Below are 22,893 nucleotides of genomic sequence, written 5' to 3'. Positions count from 1 at the left end.
GGTTGTGCTCGTTATTTTTTCTTTTTGCGTCCTTTTTTCTTCTGTTGCTTAGCAATGCTCTCATAGAACTTCTTGCCCTTATGCGCTTTTTTCGGTTCGCCTTCCGTACTGCGTTTGCGATCTTGTTTACGTGTTTTACCGTTCACTTTTGGACCACTCGGTGTACGGCGCGATTTCGAACTGCCGCTACCACTACCTTTTTGTCCTTCAGACTTCTTCTTCGCACCGCGTCCACCTGCTGTAATGACACGTGTTGGTCTGCCTGATTTCGCACGTGGCGCTGGCATACCGACAACGATAAAGTCGACAGATGATTCTTCTAAGTTCACATCGTGTACTTTGACTTTCACTTTGTCACCAATGCGGAAGATGCGTCCTGTACGTTCGCCAATCATCGACATTGTACGCTCGTCAAAGTTGTAGTAGTCATCTGTTAGATTACTATTATGCACAAGTCCTTCAATCGTATTTTCAAGTTCGATAAACATACCGAAGTTCGTTACCGAGCTCACGATACCTTCAAACTCTTCACCGATTTTATCTGACATGTACTGTGCTTTTTTAATCGATTCTGTATCACGTTCTGCATCGACTGCGCGGCGTTCACGTTCTGACGTATGGTTTGCGATTTCTTCCATATGTGCGCCCCAATACGCAATTGTTTTGCCTGATGTGTCTTTATTGATGACATATGTGCGTAATAAACGATGCACAATTAAGTCAGGGTAACGACGAATTGGTGATGTGAAGTGCGTGTAGAACTCTGTTGATAAACCAAAGTGTCCAAGTGATTCTGGGCTATACTTCGCTTGTTGCATCGAGCGTAACATCATTGTAGAGATTACTGGGTATTCAGGTTGTCCTTCTACCGACTCTAAAATCTGTTGTAAAGCTTTTGGATCCACTGTGTCGCCCTTACCTTTTACAAGGATACCGAAGTTTGTAATAAACTCGAAGAAGCGTTGTAACTTCTCAGGTTTTGGATCTTCGTGAATACGGTAGATGAATGGTAGCTTCATGTTGAATACATGTTCTGCCACTGTTTCATTCGCCGCTAACATGAAGTCTTCAATCAACTTCTCTGCTACTGTACGTTCACGAATAACCACATCAACAGGCCATCCTTTTTCATCTACAACAACTGCAGATTCTTTGAAGTCAAAGTCTACTGCACCACGTTTTTCACGACGATTTCGTAAAATAGCCGATAATTCTTTCATATGTTCAAACATAGGTACTAATGGTTCGTAGCGTTTAATAAGCGCCTCGTCTTTTTCTTCTAAAATTTTATACACATCTGTGTACGTCATACGTTCTGTTGTGTTAATGACACTCTCGAAAATTTCGTGATCAACGACAATTCCTTGTGCATTAATCGTCATTTCACATGACAATGTCAAACGGTCTACTTGCGGGTTCAATGAACAAATACCGTTCGATAAACGGTGTGGAATCATTGGAATCACGCGGTCTGTTAAATAGACACTTGTCGCGCGGTCATACGCTTCACGGTCAAGTGGTGAACCATCTGTTACATAGTGACTAACGTCTGCGATGTGTACACCTAATTTATACGTACCATCATCATTTTTCGTTACTGTTACAGCGTCATCTAAGTCTTTCGCTGTTTCACCGTCAATTGTCACAATCAGTTGGTCACGTAAATCACGACGACCTTCTAAGTCTTGTGGTTGAACGGTATCTGGAATTGCTTTTGCGGCATCTAATACTTCTTGTGGGAAATCCACATCAATATTGTGCTTGTGAATAATGGATAAAATATCGACACCTGGATCATTTTTATGCCCTAAAATCGCTGTTACAATACCCGCTGCTGAGTGACGACCATCTGGCCATTCTGTAATTTCAACGACTACTTTATGTCCGTCTACTGCGCCAAGTGTGTGATTTTTCGCAATGAAAATATCTGTGCCAAACTTTTTATCATCTGGTACAACGAAGCCGAAACCACGATTCGCTTGGAATTCCCCAACGATTGTTGAGTTTCCGCGTTCGATAATTTCTACGACTTCACCTTCACGTCGCTCACCTGATTTTAATTTCGAGATGTTCACTAATACAGTATCTGTATTTAGCGCGCCATTTGTGGCAGTTGGTGGAATGAAAATATCGTCCATACCTTCTTCTTCTGGTGCTACAAATCCGAATCCTTTCGCGTGTCCGATGAAGCGTCCACGTACTTGATTCATTTGAATTGGTAAACCATAGCGATCTTGTCCTGAGCGAACGATACGTCCTTGTTCCTCTAGTTTTACAAATGCTTTGACCAATTCTTTAAAGTCCTCGGCATCTGTTAGTCCCAGCTGATCTTCGATTTCTGAAACCGTTGAAGGCTTATAGTTCTCTTGTTTCATCAGCGTGAGTATTTGTTGTTCAAAATTCATAAATCTTCCCTCCTTGTACAGCATGTTCGTATTTGATTACTTGGACCAATCTAATGTATTCAAGAAGTCCAAAATATCTTGCTGTAACTCTTTTCTTTCCTGATCTAATGTAATGACATGACCTGAATTCTCATACCATTTAATCGTTTTGTCATTGGATTCGACTGTGTCATAAATATATTGTGCAGAGTGAATATCGATGACCTCATCTTTACTTGCCTGCGCCACAAAAATCGGAGCGTAAATCTCATCTACTTGTTCACGTACTTGAATAATCAATTGACGTAATTCTTGTAGTGACGGCATTCCCTGCTCTTTTAAATGCTGTTGTAATGCTTTTTGCTCGTCTTCTGTATAAGCATGTGCTCGCCCAAAATCATAGGCATATTTTAACACACCTTCAAACATTTTTTCAGTTGTACGCATCGACATTGGAGCACACATCGTGACGATTCCCTTTAATGGAGCTGTATAACCCAATTTTAGCGAAAATACGCCACCAAGTGACAGTCCAGCGACAGCAATTTCTTCATATCCCTGCTCTTGTAGTGATTGATAAGCATGTTGTACGTCGGCCCACCAATCTGCAGGTCCTGTATGAATTAATTCTTCTGGGGATGTCCCATGTCCTTTATAATGCGGAGCCATCGTTGTATAACCGTTCTTTTGTAAAAAACGTCCTAGCATATGCACATCGGCTGAATTCCCTGTAAACCCATGTAACAGTAAGACTGCTCGTGGGCCTCCTTCAAAGAAAAATGGCTTCGGTAATGAAATTTTCATAGCACAAACCTCCAATATATAACAGAAAACGCCTAACCTCATGGTGGTTAGACGGTTATCATCTGTTCATTAAAATTTTGCGATAGCGATTGCTAAAACAAAGAAAATAACTGAAAGTACAATGGTGATACGGTGTAACACTAGGTCCATACCACGCGCTTTTTGTTTACCAAAAAGTTGTTCAGCACCACCTGAGATGGCTCCTGAAAGACCTGCACTTTTACTAGATTGTAATAAAACCACGATAATTAATGCGACTGATACAATTAATAATGCAACTAGAATTGCTGTATGCATACATTCCACCTCCTGAATCAAAAAACACGACAACATTGTTCAATTGACAATGTCCTGCTATTTCACACGAATACAATGATACTTCCATTTTAACATGAACTTCGCTTTGTACATAGCGATAAATGTAAATTATTTAGAATATACTTAAATCATATTCAATAGAAATACGTTTTAAAAATTCAATTCCCGCCACACTATTTCCGATTGGATCAATGGCTGGTCCGAATGTCGCAATCCCAATTTTTCCTTGTAAGCCTTGTAAGTCCTCATGTTCTGCTACACTTAAAATACCGCCTGACACACCACTTTTAGATGGTAGACCGACGAATGTAGCGAACTTTCCTGAAGCGTTATACATACCGCATGTCAGCATCAATGCTTTTGCCACTTTCGAAATCTCTTTTGAGAAGAAGCGTTCATTCGTAATCGGATCGACACCGTCATTCGACAAAATCAAGCCAATACGTGCCAAGCTCTCCACTGTTACTTCAATTGCACAATGTCGGAAGTAAACATCTAGCACACTCTCCACGTCGCCTTGTAAAATATGATTCGATTTTAAATAATACGCAATCGAACGGTTTCGGTCTGCTGTTTTAATTTCCGACTCATACACTTCTTGATTAATCTTTACCGGTTTGCCAATCATTTTCCCCATAAAGTCGCATAGATGCTGGAACTTTTCTTCACGATTTTGTCCTGGAAGTAATGAGGTTATGGTAATCGCACCTGCATTAATCATCGGGTTGAATGGTTTACCAAACTCCGTATTTTCTAAACGAATAATCGAATTGAATGAATCACCTGTTGGTTCAACGTCTACATACTGTAAAACATAATCGAGTGTCATTTCTTCACACGCATAAATAAACGAGATTACTTTTGAAATACTTTGAAGGGTAAAAGATGTTGATGTGTCGCCTGCTAAAAATTGATTTCCATTTTCATCAATCAAGCACACAGCGAACTGAGAAGGGTCCTGCTCATCAAGTGCAGGGATATAAGAAGCTGTTTCGCCTAACACAGCTAGATTTTGACTTTCTTGTACATAATATTCTAATGATGCCATTCAGGTCATCTCCTTTCATTCTACTTATTCATACCATTTTTTGCTCTGTGAAGCTAGCTTTTATTGATTTTAAGACTTAAATTTGTTTGTTTTATTTGAAAATTTATTGGAAGAAGGGGGTAGAGGTTTGTATGAAAGGGACTGATTTAGTCGCGAAAGGGAATTTACCATTTTGAAAGGGACTATTCCATCCACGAAAGGGAATCCTGCACTTTGAAAGGGACTATTCCACTCACGAAAGGGAATCTACCACTTTGAAAGGGACTATTCTACCCACGAAAGGGAATCCATCACCCCACCCCCACCTTCTATCCAACTAAAAAAGGAGCGCGCAAATGCGCACTCCTCTTTTTAGTTTGAATTATTTATCTAAGTTGTAGAATGATTTTAGGCCTTGGTAAACAGCTGTTTTACCTAGTTCGTCTTCGATGCGTAGTAATTGGTTGTACTTCGCTACGCGGTCTGTACGAGATGGTGCACCTGTTTTGATTTGACCAGCATTTGTTGCAACTGCGATGTCAGCAATTGTTGTATCTTCTGATTCACCAGAACGGTGAGAGATGATTGCTGTGTAACCAGCGCGTTTTGCCATTTCAATCGCATCTAATGTTTCAGTTAATGTACCGATTTGGTTTACTTTGATTAGGATTGAGTTTCCAACGCCTTCTTCAATACCACGTGCTAATTTTTTCGTATTTGTTACGAATAAATCGTCACCTACTAATTGCACGCGGTCGCCGATACGTTCTGTTAATAACTTGTGACCAGCCCAGTCGTTTTCGTCAAGACCATCTTCGATTGAAATGATTGGATATTTATTTGTTAATTCTTCGTACCAATCAACCATTTCCTCAGAAGTCTTCACAACGCCTTCACCGTCTAAGTGGTACTTACCATCTTCATCTGAATATAACTCAGAAGATGCTACGTCCATCGCCAATTGGATTTCTTCGCCTGGTTTGTAACCTGCGCGCTCAATTGCCGTAATGATTGTAGATAATGCTTCTTCGTTTGATGTTAAGTTTGGTGCGAAACCACCTTCGTCACCTACAGCTGTGTTATGACCAGATTCTTTTAATACAGCTTTTAATGAGTGGAAGATTTCAGTACCCATTTGTAATGCTTGTTTGAATGTTTTAGCACCAACTGGCATTACCATGAATTCTTGAATATCTACGTTATTATCTGCGTGTTCGCCACCGTTTAAGATGTTCATCATTGGTACTGGTAATTGTTTACCGTTTACGCCACCAATGTATTTGTAAAGTGGTAGACCATGTACTTCAGAAGCTGCACGTGCTACTGCTAAAGAAACACCTAGAATTGCGTTTGCGCCTAAGTTTCCTTTGTTTTCTGTACCGTCTAATTCAATCATTTTGTTATCAATTTCTACTTGTTCAGTTACTGCGTAGTTACCGATTAATGCTGGTGCGATAACATCGTTTACGTTTTGAACTGCTTTTGTTACACCTTTACCAAGGTAGCGACCTTTGTCACCATCACGTAATTCAACTGCTTCGTATTCACCTGTTGAAGCACCTGATGGTACGATTGCGCGACCGAATGCGCCTGATTCTGTTAATACTTCTACTTCTACTGTTGGGTTACCACGTGAGTCTAATACTTCGCGAGCGTATACATCTGTAATAATTGGCATGTTTAATAATCTCCCTACTGTTTTAAAATAATGGTGTTCCTGTCATTTCTTCTGGTTGTTTCACATCTAGTAATTTCAACATCGTTGGTGCTAAGTCACTCAACTTACCTGTTTCATTCAATGTGATTCCCTCTTTTGTGACAATCACTGGAACTGGGTTGGTTGTGTGTGCGGTCATTGGATTCCCTTCAAGTGTTACCACTTCATCTGAGTTTCCGTGGTCAGCTGTAATAATGGCAGCGCCACCTTTTGCAAGAATCGCATCAACGATTTCACCTAAACATTCATCCACTGCTTCAATCGCTTTAATTGTCGGTTCAAGCATTCCACTATGACCTACCATGTCTGGATTCGCAAAGTTTAAAATGATGGCATCTGTATGATCGTTATTAATCTCAGCAAGCAATGCATCTTTCACTTCATAAGCGCTCATCTCAGGTTGTAAGTCATATGTTGCAACTTTTGGTGAGTTAATTAAAATACGGTTTTCACGGTCGAATTTTTCCTCACGTCCACCACTCATAAAGAACGTAACATGTGGATATTTTTCCGTTTCTGCAATACGCAATTGACGTAAACCCGCATCTGCAATTACTTCACCAACTGTATTTTTTAAGTTCTCATCGTCAAATGCGATGTGACCGATAACAGTTTCACTATACTTCTTAAAACATACAAATTCAATATTTTTTGGATGTTTCTTACTTAATTCAAATCCTTCGAAGTGCGGATTTGTAAATGCAGTCGATAACTGAATCGCACGGTCAGGACGGAAATTGAAGAAAATCACTGCATCATTCGAGTCAAGTGTTGCAACAGGTTGACCGTCTTTTTCAACAACGAATGGTACAACGAATTCATCGTTTGTGCCTTGAGCATAAGATGCTTCAATGCCTTCTTTTGCTGATGTTGCAACAAGTCCTTCACCGTCTACAATCGCATCATAAGCTTTTTTCTCACGATCCCAACGCTTGTCGCGGTCCATCGCATAGTAACGACCGCTAATTGTTGCAAATTCACCCACGCCAATTTCGTCCATTTGACGCTCTGTTTCTTCCACATATGTTAGCGCTGTTTTTGGACCTACATCACGACCATCTAAGAAACCATGTACATAGACATCGTTCACACCTTGCTCTTTTGCTAATTTTAAAAGGGCGAATAGATGCTCATAGTGACTGTGTACGCCACCATCTGATAATAAGCCCATTAAGTGTAGCTTCGAGTTGTTCTCTTTTACGTGTTGAATTGCTTTTAATAAGGCAACATTCGTAAAGAAATCACCATCTTTAATCGCTTTTCCAATACGTGTTAAACTTTGATACACGACGCGTCCTGCACCAATATTTAAGTGTCCAACTTCCGAGTTCCCCATTTGACCGTCTGGTAAGCCAACAGCTTCACCCGAAGCAAGAATCTGTGTGTGTGGATATTTTTCATAGTAACGGTCAAAGTTCGGTTTATGTGCTTGTTTTACTGCGTTACCGAATTCTTCATCACGTAATCCAAAACCATCTAAGATAATGAGTGCTACTGGTCCTTTAGCCATTTGCGCCCGCCTCCAATAATTGTAGGTATGATGCTGGCTCTAAACTTGCGCCACCAACAAGAGCTCCGTCAATATGCTCCATTGATAATAATTCTGCAATATTACCTGGTTTTACACTACCACCGTACTGAATGCGTACTTGGTCTGCCACATCTGCACCGAATGCTTCTGAAATAGCTGAGCGAATTTCGCCACATGTTTCGTTTGCTTCTTCTGCTGTAGCTGTTTTACCTGTACCGATTGCCCAAATTGGTTCGTATGCAATCACAGATTGAATTACTTGCTCTTTTGATAGACCTTTTAAAGCTTCTGTTACTTGTGTTGAAACTTTTGAAACCGTTTGACCTGCTTCACGTTCTTCTAATGTTTCACCACAGCAAATGATTGGTGTTAAGCCATTTTCAAATGCAGCATGTGCTTTTTTATTAACAGCTTCATCTGTCTCATTGAAGTATTCACGACGTTCTGAATGTCCAAGTACAACATACTGAACATCTACATCTGCTAATTGTGATGGACTTACTTCACCTGTAAATGCTCCTTCTAATTCGAAGTGCATATTTTGAGCACCAATTTTCAAATCTGTGCCTTTTGTTGCTTCAACAAGTGTTGGTAAAAATAAGAATGGTGCACAAATGACCGCATCTACTTTTGAAGTAGCTGGAACTTGACCTTTTACTTCATCAACGAATTGTACAGCCTCAGATAACTTTTTAAACATCTTCCAGTTACCTGCAATAATCGGTTTACGCATAGACAAAATCCTCCTAAGATAGTGATGTTGTTGAAAAGACAGACAAGCTAAAATTCTCGCTATGTCTGTCAAATTTTTTTATCGGTCGTTTAACGCAACGACACCTGGTAATTCCTTACCCTCCATAAATTCAAGTGAAGCACCGCCACCTGTTGAAATATGATCCATTTTATCTGCTACATGGAATTTTTCAACTGCTGCTGCTGAGTCACCGCCACCGATAATTGTGTAACCAGCTGTTTCAGCCATTGCCTCAGCTACACCTTTTGTACCGTCTGCGAATTTTTCCATTTCGAATACACCCATTGGTCCATTCCAAATGATTAATTTTGAATTTTTAATTGTGTCTGCATATAACGCAACTGTTTTTGGTCCAATATCTAAGCCCATCCAGTCTGCTGGAATCGCATCAATGTCGACTACTTTAGAGTCAGCATCTTTTGAAAATTCAGAAGCGACTACCGCATCAACAGGCATTAAGAAATTGACGCCTTTATCTTTTGCTTTTTGCATAAATTCTTTTGCTAATTCAATCTTATCTTCTTCCACAAGTGAGTTACCAATTTCGTGACCTTGAGCCTTCACAAATGTATAAGCTAAGCCACCACCAATGATTAAATTATCTACTTTATCAAGTAAATGATCAATTACGCCGATTTTATCTTTTACTTTTGCGCCACCAATAATTGCTGTGAATGGACGTTCTGGATCTGATAATGCTTTACCTAATACATCTAATTCTTTTTGTAGTAAGAAACCTGATACAGCTGGTAAATATTCTGCAATTCCTGCTGTTGAAGCATGTGCACGGTGAGCCGCACCGAATGCATCATTCACATAAATTTCAGCTAATTCAGCAAATTGTTTTGCTAACTCTGCATCATTTTTCTCTTCACCTTTGTGGAATCGTACGTTTTCAAGAAGTACTACATCGCCATCATTCATGTTGTGAACAGCTGTTTTTACTGTTTCACCAACTGATTCGTCTAGTTTGAGTACAGGCTTTCCTAGAAGTTCTGCAAGTCGATTACCTACTGCAGTTAAACGCATATCCTCAACTACTTCACCTTTTGGTCGTCCTAGGTGACTCGCTAAGATTACTTTTGCGCCTTCATCGACTAAATGCTTGATCGTTGGAAGTGCTGCTCGAATACGTGTGTCATCAGTAATTTTACCGTCTTCCATTGGCACATTAAAGTCAACACGGACAAATACGCGTTTCCCTTTCACTTCTACATCATTCATCGTTTTCTTCGGATTCATTTGAAGAAAGCCTCCTTTAAATTTTATATTCGTGTTTTTCATAAAAAAAGGAGAAGTTATTATTCACTTCTCCCCTTTTTCCAAAATACATTATATACAATCTACCACGTAATGGCTAATCTTTTTTATTACAAACCTTGTTTTGCGATATATTCCACTAGATCAACAACACGTGTAGAGTAACCAGCTTCGTTATCGTACCAAGCTAATACTTTTACAAGATTACCTTCTAAAGTCATTGTTGATAATGAATCAACTGTTGAAGAAGAAGTCACACCATTATAGTCGATTGATACAAGAGGTACATCTGAATAATCTAAAATACCGTGTAATTCATTTTCAGATGCTTCTTTTAGTACTGCATTCAATTCTTCTACTGTTGTTTCTTGATTTAATTCTGCTACTAAGTCGACAAGCGATACATTTGGTGTTGGTACGCGGATTGCCATACCATCTAATTTACCTTTTAAGTTCGGTAATACTTTCGCTACCGCACTTGCTGCACCTGTTGTTGTTGGAATCATTGATTGTCCAGCTGCACGTGCACGACGATAGTCAGAGTGTGGTAAGTCTAAGATTTTTTGGTCATTTGTGTATGAGTGAATTGTTGTCATCATACCACGTTTAACACCGAATTTTTCGTCTAATACTTTTGCTACAGGAGCTAAGCAGTTTGTTGTACAAGAAGCATTCGACATAACAAAGTCTTTTTTAGGGTCATAATCAGTATGGTTTACACCCATAACAAATGTTGACATGTTTTTACCAGGTGCAGATACGATTACTCTCTTAGCTCCAGCTTCTAAATGTTTACCTGCTGAATCGGAATCACGGAAAAGTCCTGTTGATTCAACTACGATATCCACGCCTAAAGCTTCCCAAGGTAAGTTCACAGGATCTTTTTCTGCATAAACGCGTACTTTTTTGCCATCTACTACGATACAGTCATCTTCAGATGTAACTTTATTCGGAAGTGTACCATGTACTGAATCGTATTTTAATAAATGTGCAAGCATCGCTGCATCAGTTAAATCATTTACTGCCACTAATTCAATATCATCACGCTCTAAAGCTGTGCGGAAAACTAAGCGTCCAATACGTCCAAAACCGTTAATTGCTAATTTGATTGTCATAATCTGTTCCTCCTGTAAATACATTATTATTTTTGAATAATTTTAAACATTTGTTGTGCTGCTGCCATATCCGTAATAAAGATTGTCTGCTTCGCTGCATTTTTGAAATAAGATAAAATCGCTTTTGCTTTTTTTGTACCACCCGCTATTGCAAGTATAGTGGGACAATTTTTGACCTGCTCTAATTGCAAACCAACTGTCCTTATTCTCTGTACTGCTTTACCCTTTTCATCGAAATAATAACCAAAAGCTTCACCAACAGCACCCGATTTTTGAAGCGCTTGTCTCTCTGCTTCTGATGATTTCCGACGACCAGACATTTCATCTGCAGAACCAATTCCATGAATCACAATCGATGTTTTTTCGTAAAGTCCAAGCATCTCTTGTACCATCGGTTCTTCCTTCATCGCATTATAAGCAGCTTCACTTAAATGCTCCGGTAGATAAAGCGTGCGATAATCATTCCCCGAATTCGTTGCAAAGTTCGAAGCGATTGTATTCGCCTGCATTTGTACTTCGACACCCATACCTCCACGTGCAGCAATGAAAGTTAAATCCTTTAAACGATTTGATTTTTGAACAGCGTTTGATACTGCAGCTACCGTACTTCCTCCCGTAACTGCCACAATATCTTGCGGTTTCGCATATTGCTCAAGTTGCGTAACCGCTTCGACACCCATCAACGTCTTAACAGATGGCTCTAAATCAAGGTTTCCATCAACAATAATTACTTTTTTGATGCCAAGTAATTTTTGAAGCTGTGTTTCGAGATCTGAAATCCCTGACCACTCATAAACAAGTGGCTTCAACTTCTCTAATACTTGTACCCCTAATTCCGTAATTGTCATACCTGAACGACTAACATCCATTAATGTTTGTTCTCTGAGTAAATCTGTTTCTTTTCGAACTTCTCGTTCTGGCAATGATAGACTCTCTGCTAAAGAACGACGTCCAATCGGCCCAAGCATCTGAACCATTTGCAAAATACGATAACGAATTTGCAGCGACTCGGCCATTTCAGGCAACATTTTTAATTGTGCCTCCGTGAGTGACAACATAGCTAACTCTCCTATCAGTAGGTCAAAATAAGTCCCATATACTTATTTTTCGTCCCACCTAATGTAAAAAAATATTTCTAAAGATATTATATCAATGTCAGACATCTTTTGCAACAATGGGCACTATTTTATCCCACTTCATATCCTGAACACTATTTAAATAGAAGAAACTCCGATTTTTTTTCGAGAGTTAGAATACATTTGAATCTAAAGCGAGTAGCCTATTTCGTCCTTTTATTTGGATAATTTGTCTTTTTCGATGGTGGTGATTCCCTTTCGCGCGATGATTTATCCCTTTCAACAGCGGGGATTCCCTTTCACGCGACATTCAGTCCCTTTCAAACACGGCGATTCCCTTTCGCGCGACATTCAGTCCCTTTCAAACACGACGATTCCCTTTCGCGCGACATTCAGTCCCTTTCAAACACGGCGATTCCCTTTCGCGCGACATTCAGTCCCTTTCAAACACGACGATTCCCTTTCGCGCGACATTCAGTCCCTTTCAAACACGGCGATTCCCTTTCGCGCGACATTCAGTCCCTTTCAAACACGGCGATTCCCTTTCGCGCAACTATTTGTCCCTTTCGACAGCGGGGATTCCCTTTCGTGCGACATTCAGTCCCTTTCAACAGCGATGATTCCCTTTCGCGCGATGATTTGTCCCTTTCGACAGCTGATTCAATCAAAAAAGGAATCGTCCGAATAGACGATTCCTCTACATTTTATGATTCTGTTATTTCATTTTCTGCTTCTTTCATCGCTTTTTTCGATACCTTTTGACCTGGTACTTGGACGCGTTTTAAGAAGAACGCTAGAATTAATGCCGCAATTGTAATGAACATTGCGATTAAGAATGAGAAGTTAATACCTTCAACCATTGCTTTATCCACAAGTGGTTTCGATAATGATTGACCTAATTCTTTTGCATATTTTAAGATACTTGGATCTTCAGCTAGTTGCTTACCGTAAGCTGCTAATTCTGATTTAGACATTGGCGTACCTGCTTGAGCTGATTCTGTTGCTTTTTGTGTTACTTGTTCTGAAATACGTTCTTTCACTTTTGCAGCTACTTGACCTTTTACTTCATCTTCGACACCTGAAGCTTCACTCTTTGTACGAGTTGTCATGATTGTAATCATAACTGCTGAACCAATCGCACCTGAAATTTGTTGTAGTGTATTGTTCATCGCTGTACCGTGTGGATTTAATTGCATTGGTAATTGGTTTAAACCGTTTGTCATAATTGGCATCATAACCATCGACATACCAAACATACGCACTGTATAAGCAAGCATTAAATAAGTGTATGTTGTTTCTGTTGTTAATTGTGATAAGAAGTACGTTGAGATTGTCACGATTGTTAAACCGGTAATCGCTAAAATTTTCGGACCAAACTTATCGAATAACTTACCTGTAATTGGCGACATCAAGCCCATGATAACCGCACCAGGTAACATTAATAGACCTGAATCAAGTGGTGTAAAGCCACGAATATTTTGTAAATAAATTGGTGTTAAAATCATACCTGAGAACATCGCCATTGCTACTACGATCGAAATGATTGAAGCTAATGCGAACATTGGGTATTTATAAACACCGAAGTTTAGCATTGGATCTTTCATTTTTAATTGCATGATGACAAAGATAATTAATGCGATTGCACCAATTGTGATTGTACCCCATACATCAACTGCTCCCCAGCCATCTTCGCCTGAAGCTGAACTGAAACCGTATAATAGACCACCAAAACCAATTGTTGATAATACAAGCGATGTATAACTTAATTTGACTTTGCGTGTATCCATAATATTACGGAACTTAAAGATTGCGATAATTAAAATCGTGATTGATAACGGTAAAATCATTTCGAATAATACATGCCATGTCCAAGTTTCAACAATCCAACCTGATAATGTTGGGCCGATTGCTGGCGCTGTAATCATAACAAGACCAAAAATCCCCATAACTGCACCACGTTTGGCAATTGGGAATGATACAAGCATGATATTCATTAATAGTGGACCTAATACGGCAGCACCTGCTGCTTGAACCATACGCGCTGTTAATAAGATACTAAATGTTGGTGCGTATGCTGCTAAAGCTGTACCGATTGTGAAAATTGATAATGCTGTAATAAATAACGTTCTGTTTTTAATACGTGTAATAAAGAATGCACTTGCTGGTACTAAAACCCCTGATACCAACATATAACCTGTTGTTAGCCACTGCACCGTTGAAGCATCTACATCGAAGTCCTTCATAATAGAAGGTAATGCTACATTCAATAATGTATTGTTAAGTAATGCTACAAAAGCACCGATGAACATTAATACAATCATTGCATATGGTGGCTTTTTCTGTAACTGTTCCATATCCATTTATTAATCCCTCTTCTGCTTTATATTTCGTGTATAAAAGTTTACTTTCACTATAATATACTCATAGTCCAATTTTGGCAACAAGAAAATTAAGTTTTCGCAAAAATCATTGCTATTAAAGCGTTTTACAGTTAGAATGACAGTATAATATAAAGATTAAAGGTGGACATATGAATAATCGAAAACGCCAAGTTATCTTGGCTTCCCTTAAACTATTTGCTAAAAAAGGCTTCCACAGTACATCGATTCAAGACATCTTAGATGAAGCACATATCTCAAAAGGTACATTTTATAATTACTTTTCGTCCAAAAAAGATTGCTTAGTGGCAATTTTAGAAATTGGACGTTCAGATGCAACACTTCGAAAGGCTGAATTATTAATCGGAAAGAACCTATCCGATAAAAGTGTACTCGCAGCCCAAATTTCGACCATCATGCAAGTGAATCGCGAACGCGACTTACTACCAATCTTTGAATCAATCCTGCATTCAGGCGACCAAGAACTAAAAAAAATCGTCAAAGAATACCATTTAAAAGAGATGGAATGGTTATCAAGAAGGTTAGTAGACGTATATGGTGAACGCATTGTACCGTATCGCTATGATGCCACGATTCTTTTGTTTGGGATGATTCATCAGATGCTTCATATTGGAAGCATGACAGCTGGTGAGGCAATTGATCCTGTTGTGACATCAAAGTATGCATTACGTCAACTAGACTTAATCGTGCCTTCACTAATCGAAAATAACGACTATTATTTGGGACCTGACTTACAAAATTATATTTTCGAGAATACGAAGTATGAAGTACCTACACGCGATGAGATTTTAGATCAGTTAAAAGGATTTAGAAGTTGTTTAGAATCCGATATACCCGAATCTTGCATTGAGTACACGGACTGTCTAATAGAAGAATTCTCGATGGAAAAACCGCGTTACTATATTATTGGAACGATTGCGTATCAATTTTACAATAGCTTCCGCGATTCAAAGCACGCACTTGAAACAATTGAAATCGCCAATGAGATTTGGAAAGTCACACGCGCAAATAAAGGCAGTATCCTTAAAAAATAAGAGGCTTGGGAGCAATTCCCAAACCTCTTTTTTATGAATTCTTTTTTGAAAATAAATTCGCTGTTTTTAGGGCAATCCGAACCGCCTTACGATTCAATGTACCTTCTAAATGTTTTGTGCGTACTTGATGGCTTTTCACCTGACTTTTCAACTTTACAATACGTTCATTTTTTTGTTCTAATACATTACTCATGACCGTCTCAAAGCGCTCTCCCATCTCAGCTGCCGAGCAATGAATAAAGCTTTTTACTGGTGGAAGTAATTGAATTTCTTGTAGCTGTTTATCGAGTGGCGCTTCCACTAAATCAAGGTCTTGTTCATAAATATGTGGAATTCCATTATGGTTTAAGAAATGAATAAAACGATTAAAATTCTCTTCATGTACATGCTCACAACGATGGAAGTCACTCTTTTCAATTAAGTCCATAATCTGTGTTTGCTCTGTTAATTCGTTCCCAGCCACATAATTTAAAGCATGGTAATCTGTTAACTCACGCATACGCCCATCTTTTGGAATAATTAAGCTCGGTGTCCCAGCAATTGTCGCTGTAATGTTCCCATGCAATCGAGCACCAAAACTAAAGTCAGCTTCACCTATAAAATCAATCCATGATTTAGCGTTCAAGAAATAACGCACACGATCTTGGACATACAGTTCATCTGTTGTCTTCCCTTGATAATGTAGCTTCGGCTTTTCAAGATTAGGACCGCCTAAATAAATCATTTTTAATTCTTTATACCACTGCGGAATAAAATAATGATGTTTGAATTCATTTTTACTTCGATCAATAAATTCTAGAACATGATTTGGAGAAAGTTTAGATGAGTTAATGGTAACAATGGAATTCTCATTAATTTCTGTATCGCGTATACGTAAATGACGCCCATTTGCATACATTGACGGACAACCAATAATGACATGGTCAATCCCCTCTTTAAATCCTAAATGTGTTAGGTAACGTGATGTGAATTCTCCACGTACACCAATCATAGCTGAACGTTTTAATACTGCTTTAACGAAATCGACAACTGCTGCATCATATGGATTCTGTTTTGTGAAGTCTGGCTCGAAGTCAATGCGTACACCAACACCAATGACGTACACAGGTATTGTCAAACGATTAATTAATTTCGTATAAGATTTTAATGTATTTTCAAAGTCTGGTCGGAAGGCATCTGCTAATGGAATGAAATATGCATCATAATTCTCGTTAATATAAGGCGCATCTGCTGGATTTACACGATAGTAGTCAGGTACAAATTCAACATCTTCTGTCATCAATGTGCGATAAATGCTATATGCATAGATTAAGTTTCCTACATTTCCTCCAATTGAATTGTTGGCAATGATTTTAGCAGCATCAAACACATCTGTTGGTAACATACCGCTACGAATTAAATATTTTTTCATCAACCATTAAACTCCCTTCTATGTATCTACTTTAGTATCCTCTTATGTTATATTACCTTTTCCAAAGGTTATTTACCTCTTTTAACCCTTTTTATTCATTAAATGTAATTTAACTGTTATATTTTTCATAATATTGTCACTTGATTTTTGTTTATATATCACTTTAAAGGGAATTTGTACAAAAGAAAAAGCTGTATGTTGTCATGTTTATGACTTCATACAACTTGTATATGCCCCAGGAGGGAATCGAACCCCCAGCCTAAGAACCGGAATCTTATGTTTTATCCATTAAACTACTGAGGCGTATGACTATTATTATACAAATATAAAGTGCAATTGACAACTTGATTTAGACTTTGCAATATTTAACACAATATATTTGACCTTTTTTGACTATGCAATGTACAATAAGAGTACAGCTGATTCTAATCAGTAACTAGATTGAACGGAGGAGAATTAAATGAACTTAATTCCTACAGTAATCGAAACAACAAACCGCGGAGAGCGTGCATACGATATTTATTCTCGTCTTTTAAAAGACCGTATTATCATGCTTGGTAGCGCAATTGATGATAACGTTGCAAACGCAATCGTATCACAATTATTATTCTTAGAAGCAGAAGATCCAGAGAAGGATATCTTCTTATACATCAACTCACCAGGTGGTTCAGTAACAGCTGGTATGGCAATCTACGATACAATGCAATTCATCAAACCAGATGTACAAACAATCTGTATCGGTATGGCTGCTTCAATGGGTTCATTCCTATTAACAGCTGGTGCAAAAGGTAAGCGTTTCGCATTACCAAACGCTGAAATCATGATTCACCAACCATTAGGTGGCGCACAAGGTCAAGCGACTGAAATCGAAATCGCTGCTCGCCACATCTTAAAAACACGTGAAAAACTAAACAAAATTCTTGCAGAGCGTACAGGTCAACCTGTCGAAGTAATTGAAAAAGATACAGATCGTGATAACTTCATGTCTGCTGAAGAAGCATTAAACTACGGTTTAATCGATAAAATCATGACAAACAACGAAACAAAATAATGTATGCAAAAGAGGTGAAGGGTTTAAAACCCCTCACCTCTTTTTTGTTTATAAATTAAGCGTGTACAACATTACGTAATTCATTCAACTCATAAAAAGATACACCTGATTTTGAACCGACATTACCTGCTTTTAACGCTTTACCGAATAAAATTTTTGGTTGAACTGCTTGTCCATTTAATTGTGCGTTCGCTTTAAATACATCTACATCTTCTGTTGGTAATGGTTGTACATCTGTATAACCTAATTGACCCAGAATATTTTTTACTTGGAAATCGCGTGCAAGTTCAAAGTCGATTAACTCTGAAATTCCTAAGTCTACTATTTGTTCTGGTTGACCTTCTGTTTGTACATGTGCAACGATTGTAATTTCCATCATGAATGCCTCCTAAATTGCTTCATATATACTTATTTTAGCACTGACATTTTATTTATCAAGGTAAACAAAAAGCGGATTGTCGCTTATTTTGAAACAATTCAACATGAAATAGCACACACTTACGAAAAATAAGTTAAATAATGCACACTATTTTTCACCATATAAAAACAGGAATCGCCATCATGACGATTCCTGTCTATTTAAGCTCTACGCACTCTTTTTACGTCCACGCGCAAATACAACAAGACTTGCTCCAAGTAATGCAATACCCGCTAATGTGTATAATAAGAAGTCGCTTGAACCTGTTTGTGGTAGTTTACCATCTTTGCCAACTTCAGCTGTTACATGCTCACCTTTTGATACGAAATCGTATTCACCTGGTGGTAAGTCTGCGCTAATGTTACCGTCTTGATCAACTGTTACATCACTCGCCACTAAGTTACCATCTTTATCATATACATCATAATGGTCGCCTGGTTTAACACCTGGTTTTGACGGTTTAGAAGAATTTGTATTCTCCTCCGTATCGCCACCTGTGACTACTCCTGGTTTCGATGGTTTTTCTGGCGTTGTTGGTTTATTTGGTTTTCCTGGTTCTGTTGGTTCTTCTGTTTCACCATCTGTAACTGGCGCTTTAAAATCAATCGTTACATTACAACTTGTCATCGTTACAGTTTTTGTTTCTTTTCCAACTGTCACTTTGACTTGATACTCTTTTGTTGCATATTTCGGATCAATTTTCGCATTTCCCTTTGCATCTGTTGTTACGGTTTCAATTAATTTTGTAGAATCCGCGAAAGAATAGATACCGAATAATGCATAACATACATCTTTAAAATAAAAAATACGAGATAGCATCGCTGCTACCTCGTATTTTTACTAATCTTCTGATTCGATCATTGCACGTAAACCGGCGATTGCCTCTTGCTCGTCTTTTCCGTCTGCAAACAGTGTAATCTCTGTTCCATGTGCAACAGCTAAACTCATAATCCCCATGATACTCTTCGCATTTACTTTGCGCGTACCTTTTTGTAAGAATACATCCGCATGGTAGCGGTTTGCTTCTTGTACAAAAAGAGCGGCTTGTCTTGCTTGAAGACCAGATTTGAGTTTAACCTCCACCTGCTGCTCTACCATTACTTACTTCCTCCTTATGTTATGGCAATTGCCGTCAAATTTATCTTATTTCTTCTATTATACATCATTTTATGTTCAGCTTCTCACCAGCACGTAAAGAATCTGCAATTTCGTCAATTTTTCTTAGGCGATGATTAATTCCTGATTTAGAAACAGATGTTGTCATCATCTCACCAAGCTCTTTTAATGTCACATCTTGATACGCTACACGCAATCTAGCAATCTCTTGCAACTTCTCTGGTAGCTGCTCAATGCCAATTTGCTTGTCGATGTACTTAATATTTTCAACCTGACGAATCGCTGCACCAATCGTTTTATTCAAGTTCGCTGTTTCACAGTTCACTAAACGATTCACACTATTTCGCATGTCGCGTACAATACGCACATCTTCAAACTTCATCATCGCTTGATGCGCACCTACTAAATTTAAGAAATCAGAAATTTTTTCCGCCTCTTTTAAGTACGTCACGAACCCTTTTTTACGTTCAATCGTTTTTGCATTCAGATCAAAGTAATTCATCAAGTTCATTAAATCCGTACCATGTTCTTCATATAATGAATAGATTTCTAAATGATACGCTGACGTTTCTGGGTTATTCACCGAACCACCTGCTAGAAACGCACCACGTAAATACGCACGCTTCGATAAATCTGTCTTAATTAAATTTGGTGAGATATGATGGTTCATTAAAAAGTTACCTGATAGAATCTCTAAACTCTCAAGTAACTCTCTCGTACCTTCTCGTACACGGCAAATGTACACATTATTCTTTTTTAAACGCATCTTTTTACGAACGAGTAGTTCAATTTTGTAGTCGTATAACTGCTTCATAATCGTATACATCCGTCTTGCAATCGCTGCGTTTTCAGTTTGTACATCTAAACTGAATTGACGATTGGTCAGTGATAATGAACCGTTCATACGAATCATTGCGGAAAGTTCCGCCTTTAAATTAATTTCATTCGACTCAATTTGCGTTAATTCTTTTTTCATTTCTGAAGCGAAAGACATCGTCGTCCCTCCTTTCTAAATTAATAGGACATTAACCACTCCGCTACATTCGTTGCTTCGTGACGAACGCTTCCTTTTTCACTTAAAGTAGCTATCGCACCTTTTTCAACACGAAGACCCATTCCCTCTAATAATCTGACGTCAAAGCGTACAGGCTCGGCATTTTCTTCTTCGTATGCTTTTTGTACTTCTTCCGGTACATCTGCATCATCATTAATTAAGATGGTTTCGATAAAGGATTCTCCTACATGTGTATGAATCGCTCGCACATGATCACTTGCTGTATAGCCCGATGTTTCGCCCCGCTGTGTCATGAGGTTACAAATATACACCTTTCTAGCAGATGAACGAAGTACGGCTTGTCGTATATCTTCTACTAATAGATTCGGAATAATACTCGTATATAAACTCCCTGGACCGATAACGATAACATCTGCTTGCTCAATTGCTTCTACCGCTTCTGGTAGTGCATGCACATGATGTGGCTTTGAAAATACGCGCTTAATCGGTTGACCATATGAAGGGATTTTTGACTCGCCCTCTATAATTTTTCCGTCCTCAAATTCAGCGAATAGCGTTAGACGCTGATTCGCTGCTGGAAGCACGCGACCATTGACATTTAGTACACGACTCATTTGTCGAATAGCATGCGAAAAGTCGCCAGTAATCTCTGTAAGTGCAGTTAACATTAAATTACCGAGTGAGTGACCATTTAGATGTTCTTTTCCCTGTCCTTTAAAACGATATTGAAACATTTCTTCAACGAGAGGCTCAACTTCTGAAAGTGCGGCAATGACATTTCGAATATCGCCTGGCGGTGGAATTTGATAATCATCGCGTAAGCGTCCCGAACTACCACCATCATCCGCTACCGTCACAATCGCTGTTAAATCCGGACCGAATTTTTTCAGTCCTCTTAATAATGTTGAAAGACCTGTTCCACCACCAATCACAACAATACGCTTTTTCTGTTTTTTCATCGCATTAGCCCTCTTTTTTCGCAAGATCACGATGGAAAACAACAGTTGAAGCAATCTTCGCTAATTCATGTCCAAAGTACTCAGCTAATGTAACAGAACGGTGTTGTCCACCTGTACAGCCGAATGCAATGACTAACTGTGACTTACCTTCGTCTTTATAGCGTGGAACCATAAATTCAAAAAGGTCTGTCAGTTTCTCAATTAATGCTTTTGCGTCCTGTTGCTTTAATACGTATGAGGAAACTTCATCATCTAGACCTGTTTTCGGACGTAAATCTTCAATATAGTAAGGGTTTGGTAAAAAACGCACATCAAAAACTAAATCGGCATCAATCGGCATACCATGTTTAAAACCAAAAGACATGACGTTAATCGAGAATGTATTTTTTGTTTCGCTTGAAAACTGCTCTAGTAATAAATTACGCAATTCTTTTGGCTTCATAATCGATGTATTATAAATCTGCTTTGCACGCCCTTTAATATCTGCCAGTAATTCACGCTCTTTTTTAATCCCATCAAGCGGTAATGATTTAGAAGCAAGGGGATGTGCACGTCTTGTTTCTTTATAACGTCGCACAAGAGTTTCGTTATCTGCATCTAAAAATAGAATGTACGGTTTAATTTCATCTTCACGTTCTATTTCATCTAGTGCATCCATTAAAGTAGCGAAGAAGTCACCACCACGTAAATCCATTACGACCACTGTGTGTGTAATTTCTTTATTCGAGTCTTGCATCAAACGAATAAATGTAGGAAGAAGTGCAGGTGGTAAATTATCGATACAATAATAGCCTAAATCTTCAAAAGAGCGCACAGCTACTGATTTCCCTGCGCCCGACATACCTGTAATGATGATTAATTCTTTTGATTCATCTGTTTGTGGCATGATCTATTTCTCCTCTGTTGATTGCTGTATTTTTTCGGCTAGTAGTTCGAAATCTTTTGTGTATGTGAATGTACCGTACTGCATACCACTTTGTTCTACAGCGAACAATAAATTTGTACGGTCTCCTTCAGCCATTGGTAATGTTTTTAAATCTTCAATTGGATGCCACTCTAAAATACCTTCTCGTGTTTCGGTATAGGGTTCTCCAATTAAATCATTTGCTACAAAAGTATAAAGCATCCACTCGTCAACAAATTCACCGTCTTCTTGAATGACCATTGTATAAATTCCTTTTAAATGTGGTTTGACAGCACGCGTCCCTGTCTCTTCAAAAAACTCTCTAGCCGCTGCTTCGTAAATGGATTCACCACTTTCAATTTTCCCACCGGGTGCCACATACCATCCACGTCTAGGTTTTTTCAAAAGAAGTACTTCATCACCTTTACGCACAATTAAATTTGCAATTCGTTGCATACGCGCCACCTCATCTCTATTTTCATATTCTTAGTATTAAAAAATCCTATTTTCTATTATACACTGTTCCGGGTGTTTCTTACAAAATTTAAAAATTTACACCCTTTTTATTTACCACGAAAAAGAGGAAACGCTCGCCAGCGC

General features: G+C 38.6%; 21 protein-coding genes and 1 tRNA gene. 2 read left to right on the top strand and 20 right to left on the bottom strand.

All coding sequences use genetic code 11. The features are described from left to right. Positions 1–11: 11 nt before the first annotated feature. The 11 genes from rnr to ASO14_RS02990 all read right to left on the bottom strand — a co-directional run bounded on the left by rnr (position 12) and on the right by ASO14_RS02990 (position 14,346). Positions 12–2,405, bottom strand: a complete 2,394-nt coding sequence (rnr, locus tag ASO14_RS03040; protein WP_068451261.1) for a ribonuclease R — start codon at positions 2,403–2,405, stop codon at positions 12–14. 36 nt (positions 2,406–2,441) lie between these two features. Beyond that, entirely contained in the window at positions 2,442–3,188 is a 747-nt protein-coding gene (locus ASO14_RS03035) for an alpha/beta hydrolase (RefSeq protein ID WP_068451257.1), read from the bottom strand. Positions 3,189–3,257: 69 nt separating this feature from the next. After that, on the bottom strand, positions 3,258–3,485 hold the full coding sequence (secG, locus tag ASO14_RS03030) for a preprotein translocase subunit SecG (RefSeq protein ID WP_068451255.1): 228 nt from the start codon (positions 3,483–3,485) through the stop codon (positions 3,258–3,260). Positions 3,486–3,618: 133 nt separating this feature from the next. Then, a complete protein-coding gene (gene glsA, locus ASO14_RS03025) occupies positions 3,619–4,554 on the bottom strand; it encodes a glutaminase A (protein WP_068451252.1) in 936 nt (311 codons plus the stop codon). A 361-nt stretch (positions 4,555–4,915) separates the two neighbouring features. Further along, entirely contained in the window at positions 4,916–6,211 is a 1,296-nt protein-coding gene (gene eno / locus ASO14_RS03020) for a phosphopyruvate hydratase (RefSeq protein WP_068451249.1), read from the bottom strand. Between the two features lie 22 nt (positions 6,212–6,233). Beyond that, a complete protein-coding gene (gene gpmI / locus ASO14_RS03015) occupies positions 6,234–7,760 on the bottom strand; it encodes a 2,3-bisphosphoglycerate-independent phosphoglycerate mutase (protein WP_068451247.1) in 1,527 nt (508 codons plus the stop codon). After that, positions 7,753–8,514 (bottom strand): triose-phosphate isomerase, encoded by a 762-nt coding sequence (gene tpiA, locus ASO14_RS03010; RefSeq protein WP_068451244.1) that lies wholly within the window; start codon positions 8,512–8,514, stop codon positions 7,753–7,755. Before tpiA ends, gpmI begins: the two co-directional genes overlap by 8 nt. A gap of 78 nt (positions 8,515–8,592) precedes the next feature. Next, complete coding sequence (locus tag ASO14_RS03005) at positions 8,593–9,777, bottom strand: phosphoglycerate kinase (RefSeq protein ID WP_068451241.1); 1,185 nt, start codon at positions 9,775–9,777, stop codon at positions 8,593–8,595. Between the two features lie 128 nt (positions 9,778–9,905). Further along, positions 9,906–10,910 (bottom strand): type I glyceraldehyde-3-phosphate dehydrogenase, encoded by a 1,005-nt coding sequence (gap, locus tag ASO14_RS03000; RefSeq protein WP_068451238.1) that lies wholly within the window; start codon positions 10,908–10,910, stop codon positions 9,906–9,908. A 26-nt stretch (positions 10,911–10,936) separates the two neighbouring features. Continuing rightward, entirely contained in the window at positions 10,937–11,968 is a 1,032-nt protein-coding gene (locus ASO14_RS02995; protein ID WP_068451235.1) for a sugar-binding transcriptional regulator, read from the bottom strand. Positions 11,969–12,690: 722 nt separating this feature from the next. Further along, positions 12,691–14,346, bottom strand: coding sequence for a DHA2 family efflux MFS transporter permease subunit (locus ASO14_RS02990; protein WP_068451232.1), 1,656 nt, complete (start codon positions 14,344–14,346; stop codon positions 12,691–12,693). 170 nt (positions 14,347–14,516) lie between these two features. Here ASO14_RS02990 and ASO14_RS02985 point away from each other — a divergent pair, with 170 nt between their 5' ends. After that, a complete protein-coding gene (locus tag ASO14_RS02985) occupies positions 14,517–15,419 on the top strand; it encodes a TetR/AcrR family transcriptional regulator (protein WP_068451230.1) in 903 nt (300 codons plus the stop codon). A 31-nt stretch (positions 15,420–15,450) separates the two neighbouring features. On the opposite strand, the gene ASO14_RS02980 is transcribed toward ASO14_RS02985, so the two are convergent. Both ASO14_RS02980 and ASO14_RS02975 read right to left on the bottom strand, forming a co-directional pair. Then, positions 15,451–16,830 carry a polysaccharide pyruvyl transferase family protein gene (locus ASO14_RS02980; RefSeq protein ID WP_068451227.1) on the bottom strand — a complete coding sequence of 460 codons (1,380 nt, stop codon included), beginning with the start codon at positions 16,828–16,830 and terminating at the stop codon, positions 15,451–15,453. A 231-nt stretch (positions 16,831–17,061) separates the two neighbouring features. Then, positions 17,062–17,133 (bottom strand) — tRNA-Arg (locus tag ASO14_RS02975). Between the two features lie 157 nt (positions 17,134–17,290). Here ASO14_RS02975 and clpP point away from each other — a divergent pair. After that, a complete protein-coding gene (gene clpP / locus ASO14_RS02970) occupies positions 17,291–17,881 on the top strand; it encodes an ATP-dependent Clp endopeptidase proteolytic subunit ClpP (RefSeq protein WP_068451225.1) in 591 nt (196 codons plus the stop codon). A gap of 55 nt (positions 17,882–17,936) precedes the next feature. On the opposite strand, the gene ASO14_RS02965 is transcribed toward clpP, so the two are convergent. The 7 genes from ASO14_RS02965 to ASO14_RS02935 form a co-directional block, all read right to left on the bottom strand. Further along, entirely contained in the window at positions 17,937–18,257 is a 321-nt protein-coding gene (locus tag ASO14_RS02965) for a hypothetical protein (protein WP_068451222.1), read from the bottom strand. Positions 18,258–18,467: 210 nt separating this feature from the next. After that, complete coding sequence (locus ASO14_RS02960; protein WP_068451219.1) at positions 18,468–19,118, bottom strand: LPXTG cell wall anchor domain-containing protein; 651 nt, start codon at positions 19,116–19,118, stop codon at positions 18,468–18,470. 21 nt (positions 19,119–19,139) lie between these two features. Further along, the gene (locus tag ASO14_RS02955; protein ID WP_068451217.1) at positions 19,140–19,397 is read right to left on the bottom strand and encodes an HPr family phosphocarrier protein; all 258 of its coding nucleotides are present in this window, start codon (positions 19,395–19,397) and stop codon (positions 19,140–19,142) included. Between the two features lie 64 nt (positions 19,398–19,461). Further along, complete coding sequence (gene whiA, locus ASO14_RS02950) at positions 19,462–20,409, bottom strand: DNA-binding protein WhiA (RefSeq protein WP_068451215.1); 948 nt, start codon at positions 20,407–20,409, stop codon at positions 19,462–19,464. 20 nt (positions 20,410–20,429) lie between these two features. Further along, positions 20,430–21,389, bottom strand: a complete 960-nt coding sequence (locus tag ASO14_RS02945) for a gluconeogenesis factor YvcK family protein (RefSeq protein ID WP_068451212.1) — start codon at positions 21,387–21,389, stop codon at positions 20,430–20,432. Between the two features lie 4 nt (positions 21,390–21,393). Then, complete coding sequence (rapZ, locus tag ASO14_RS02940; protein WP_068451210.1) at positions 21,394–22,275, bottom strand: RNase adapter RapZ; 882 nt, start codon at positions 22,273–22,275, stop codon at positions 21,394–21,396. A gap of 3 nt (positions 22,276–22,278) precedes the next feature. Beyond that, on the bottom strand, positions 22,279–22,749 hold the full coding sequence (locus ASO14_RS02935) for an NUDIX hydrolase (protein ID WP_068451207.1): 471 nt from the start codon (positions 22,747–22,749) through the stop codon (positions 22,279–22,281). Positions 22,750–22,893 lie beyond the last annotated feature (144 nt).

The sequence above is a fragment of the Kurthia sp. 11kri321 genome, assembly GCF_001534765.1.
Taxonomy (GTDB): domain Bacteria; phylum Bacillota; class Bacilli; order Bacillales_A; family Planococcaceae; genus Kurthia; species Kurthia gibsonii.
The sequence above is the reverse complement of the archived record's forward strand: the minus strand, read 5'-3'. Positions and strand labels throughout refer to the sequence as shown.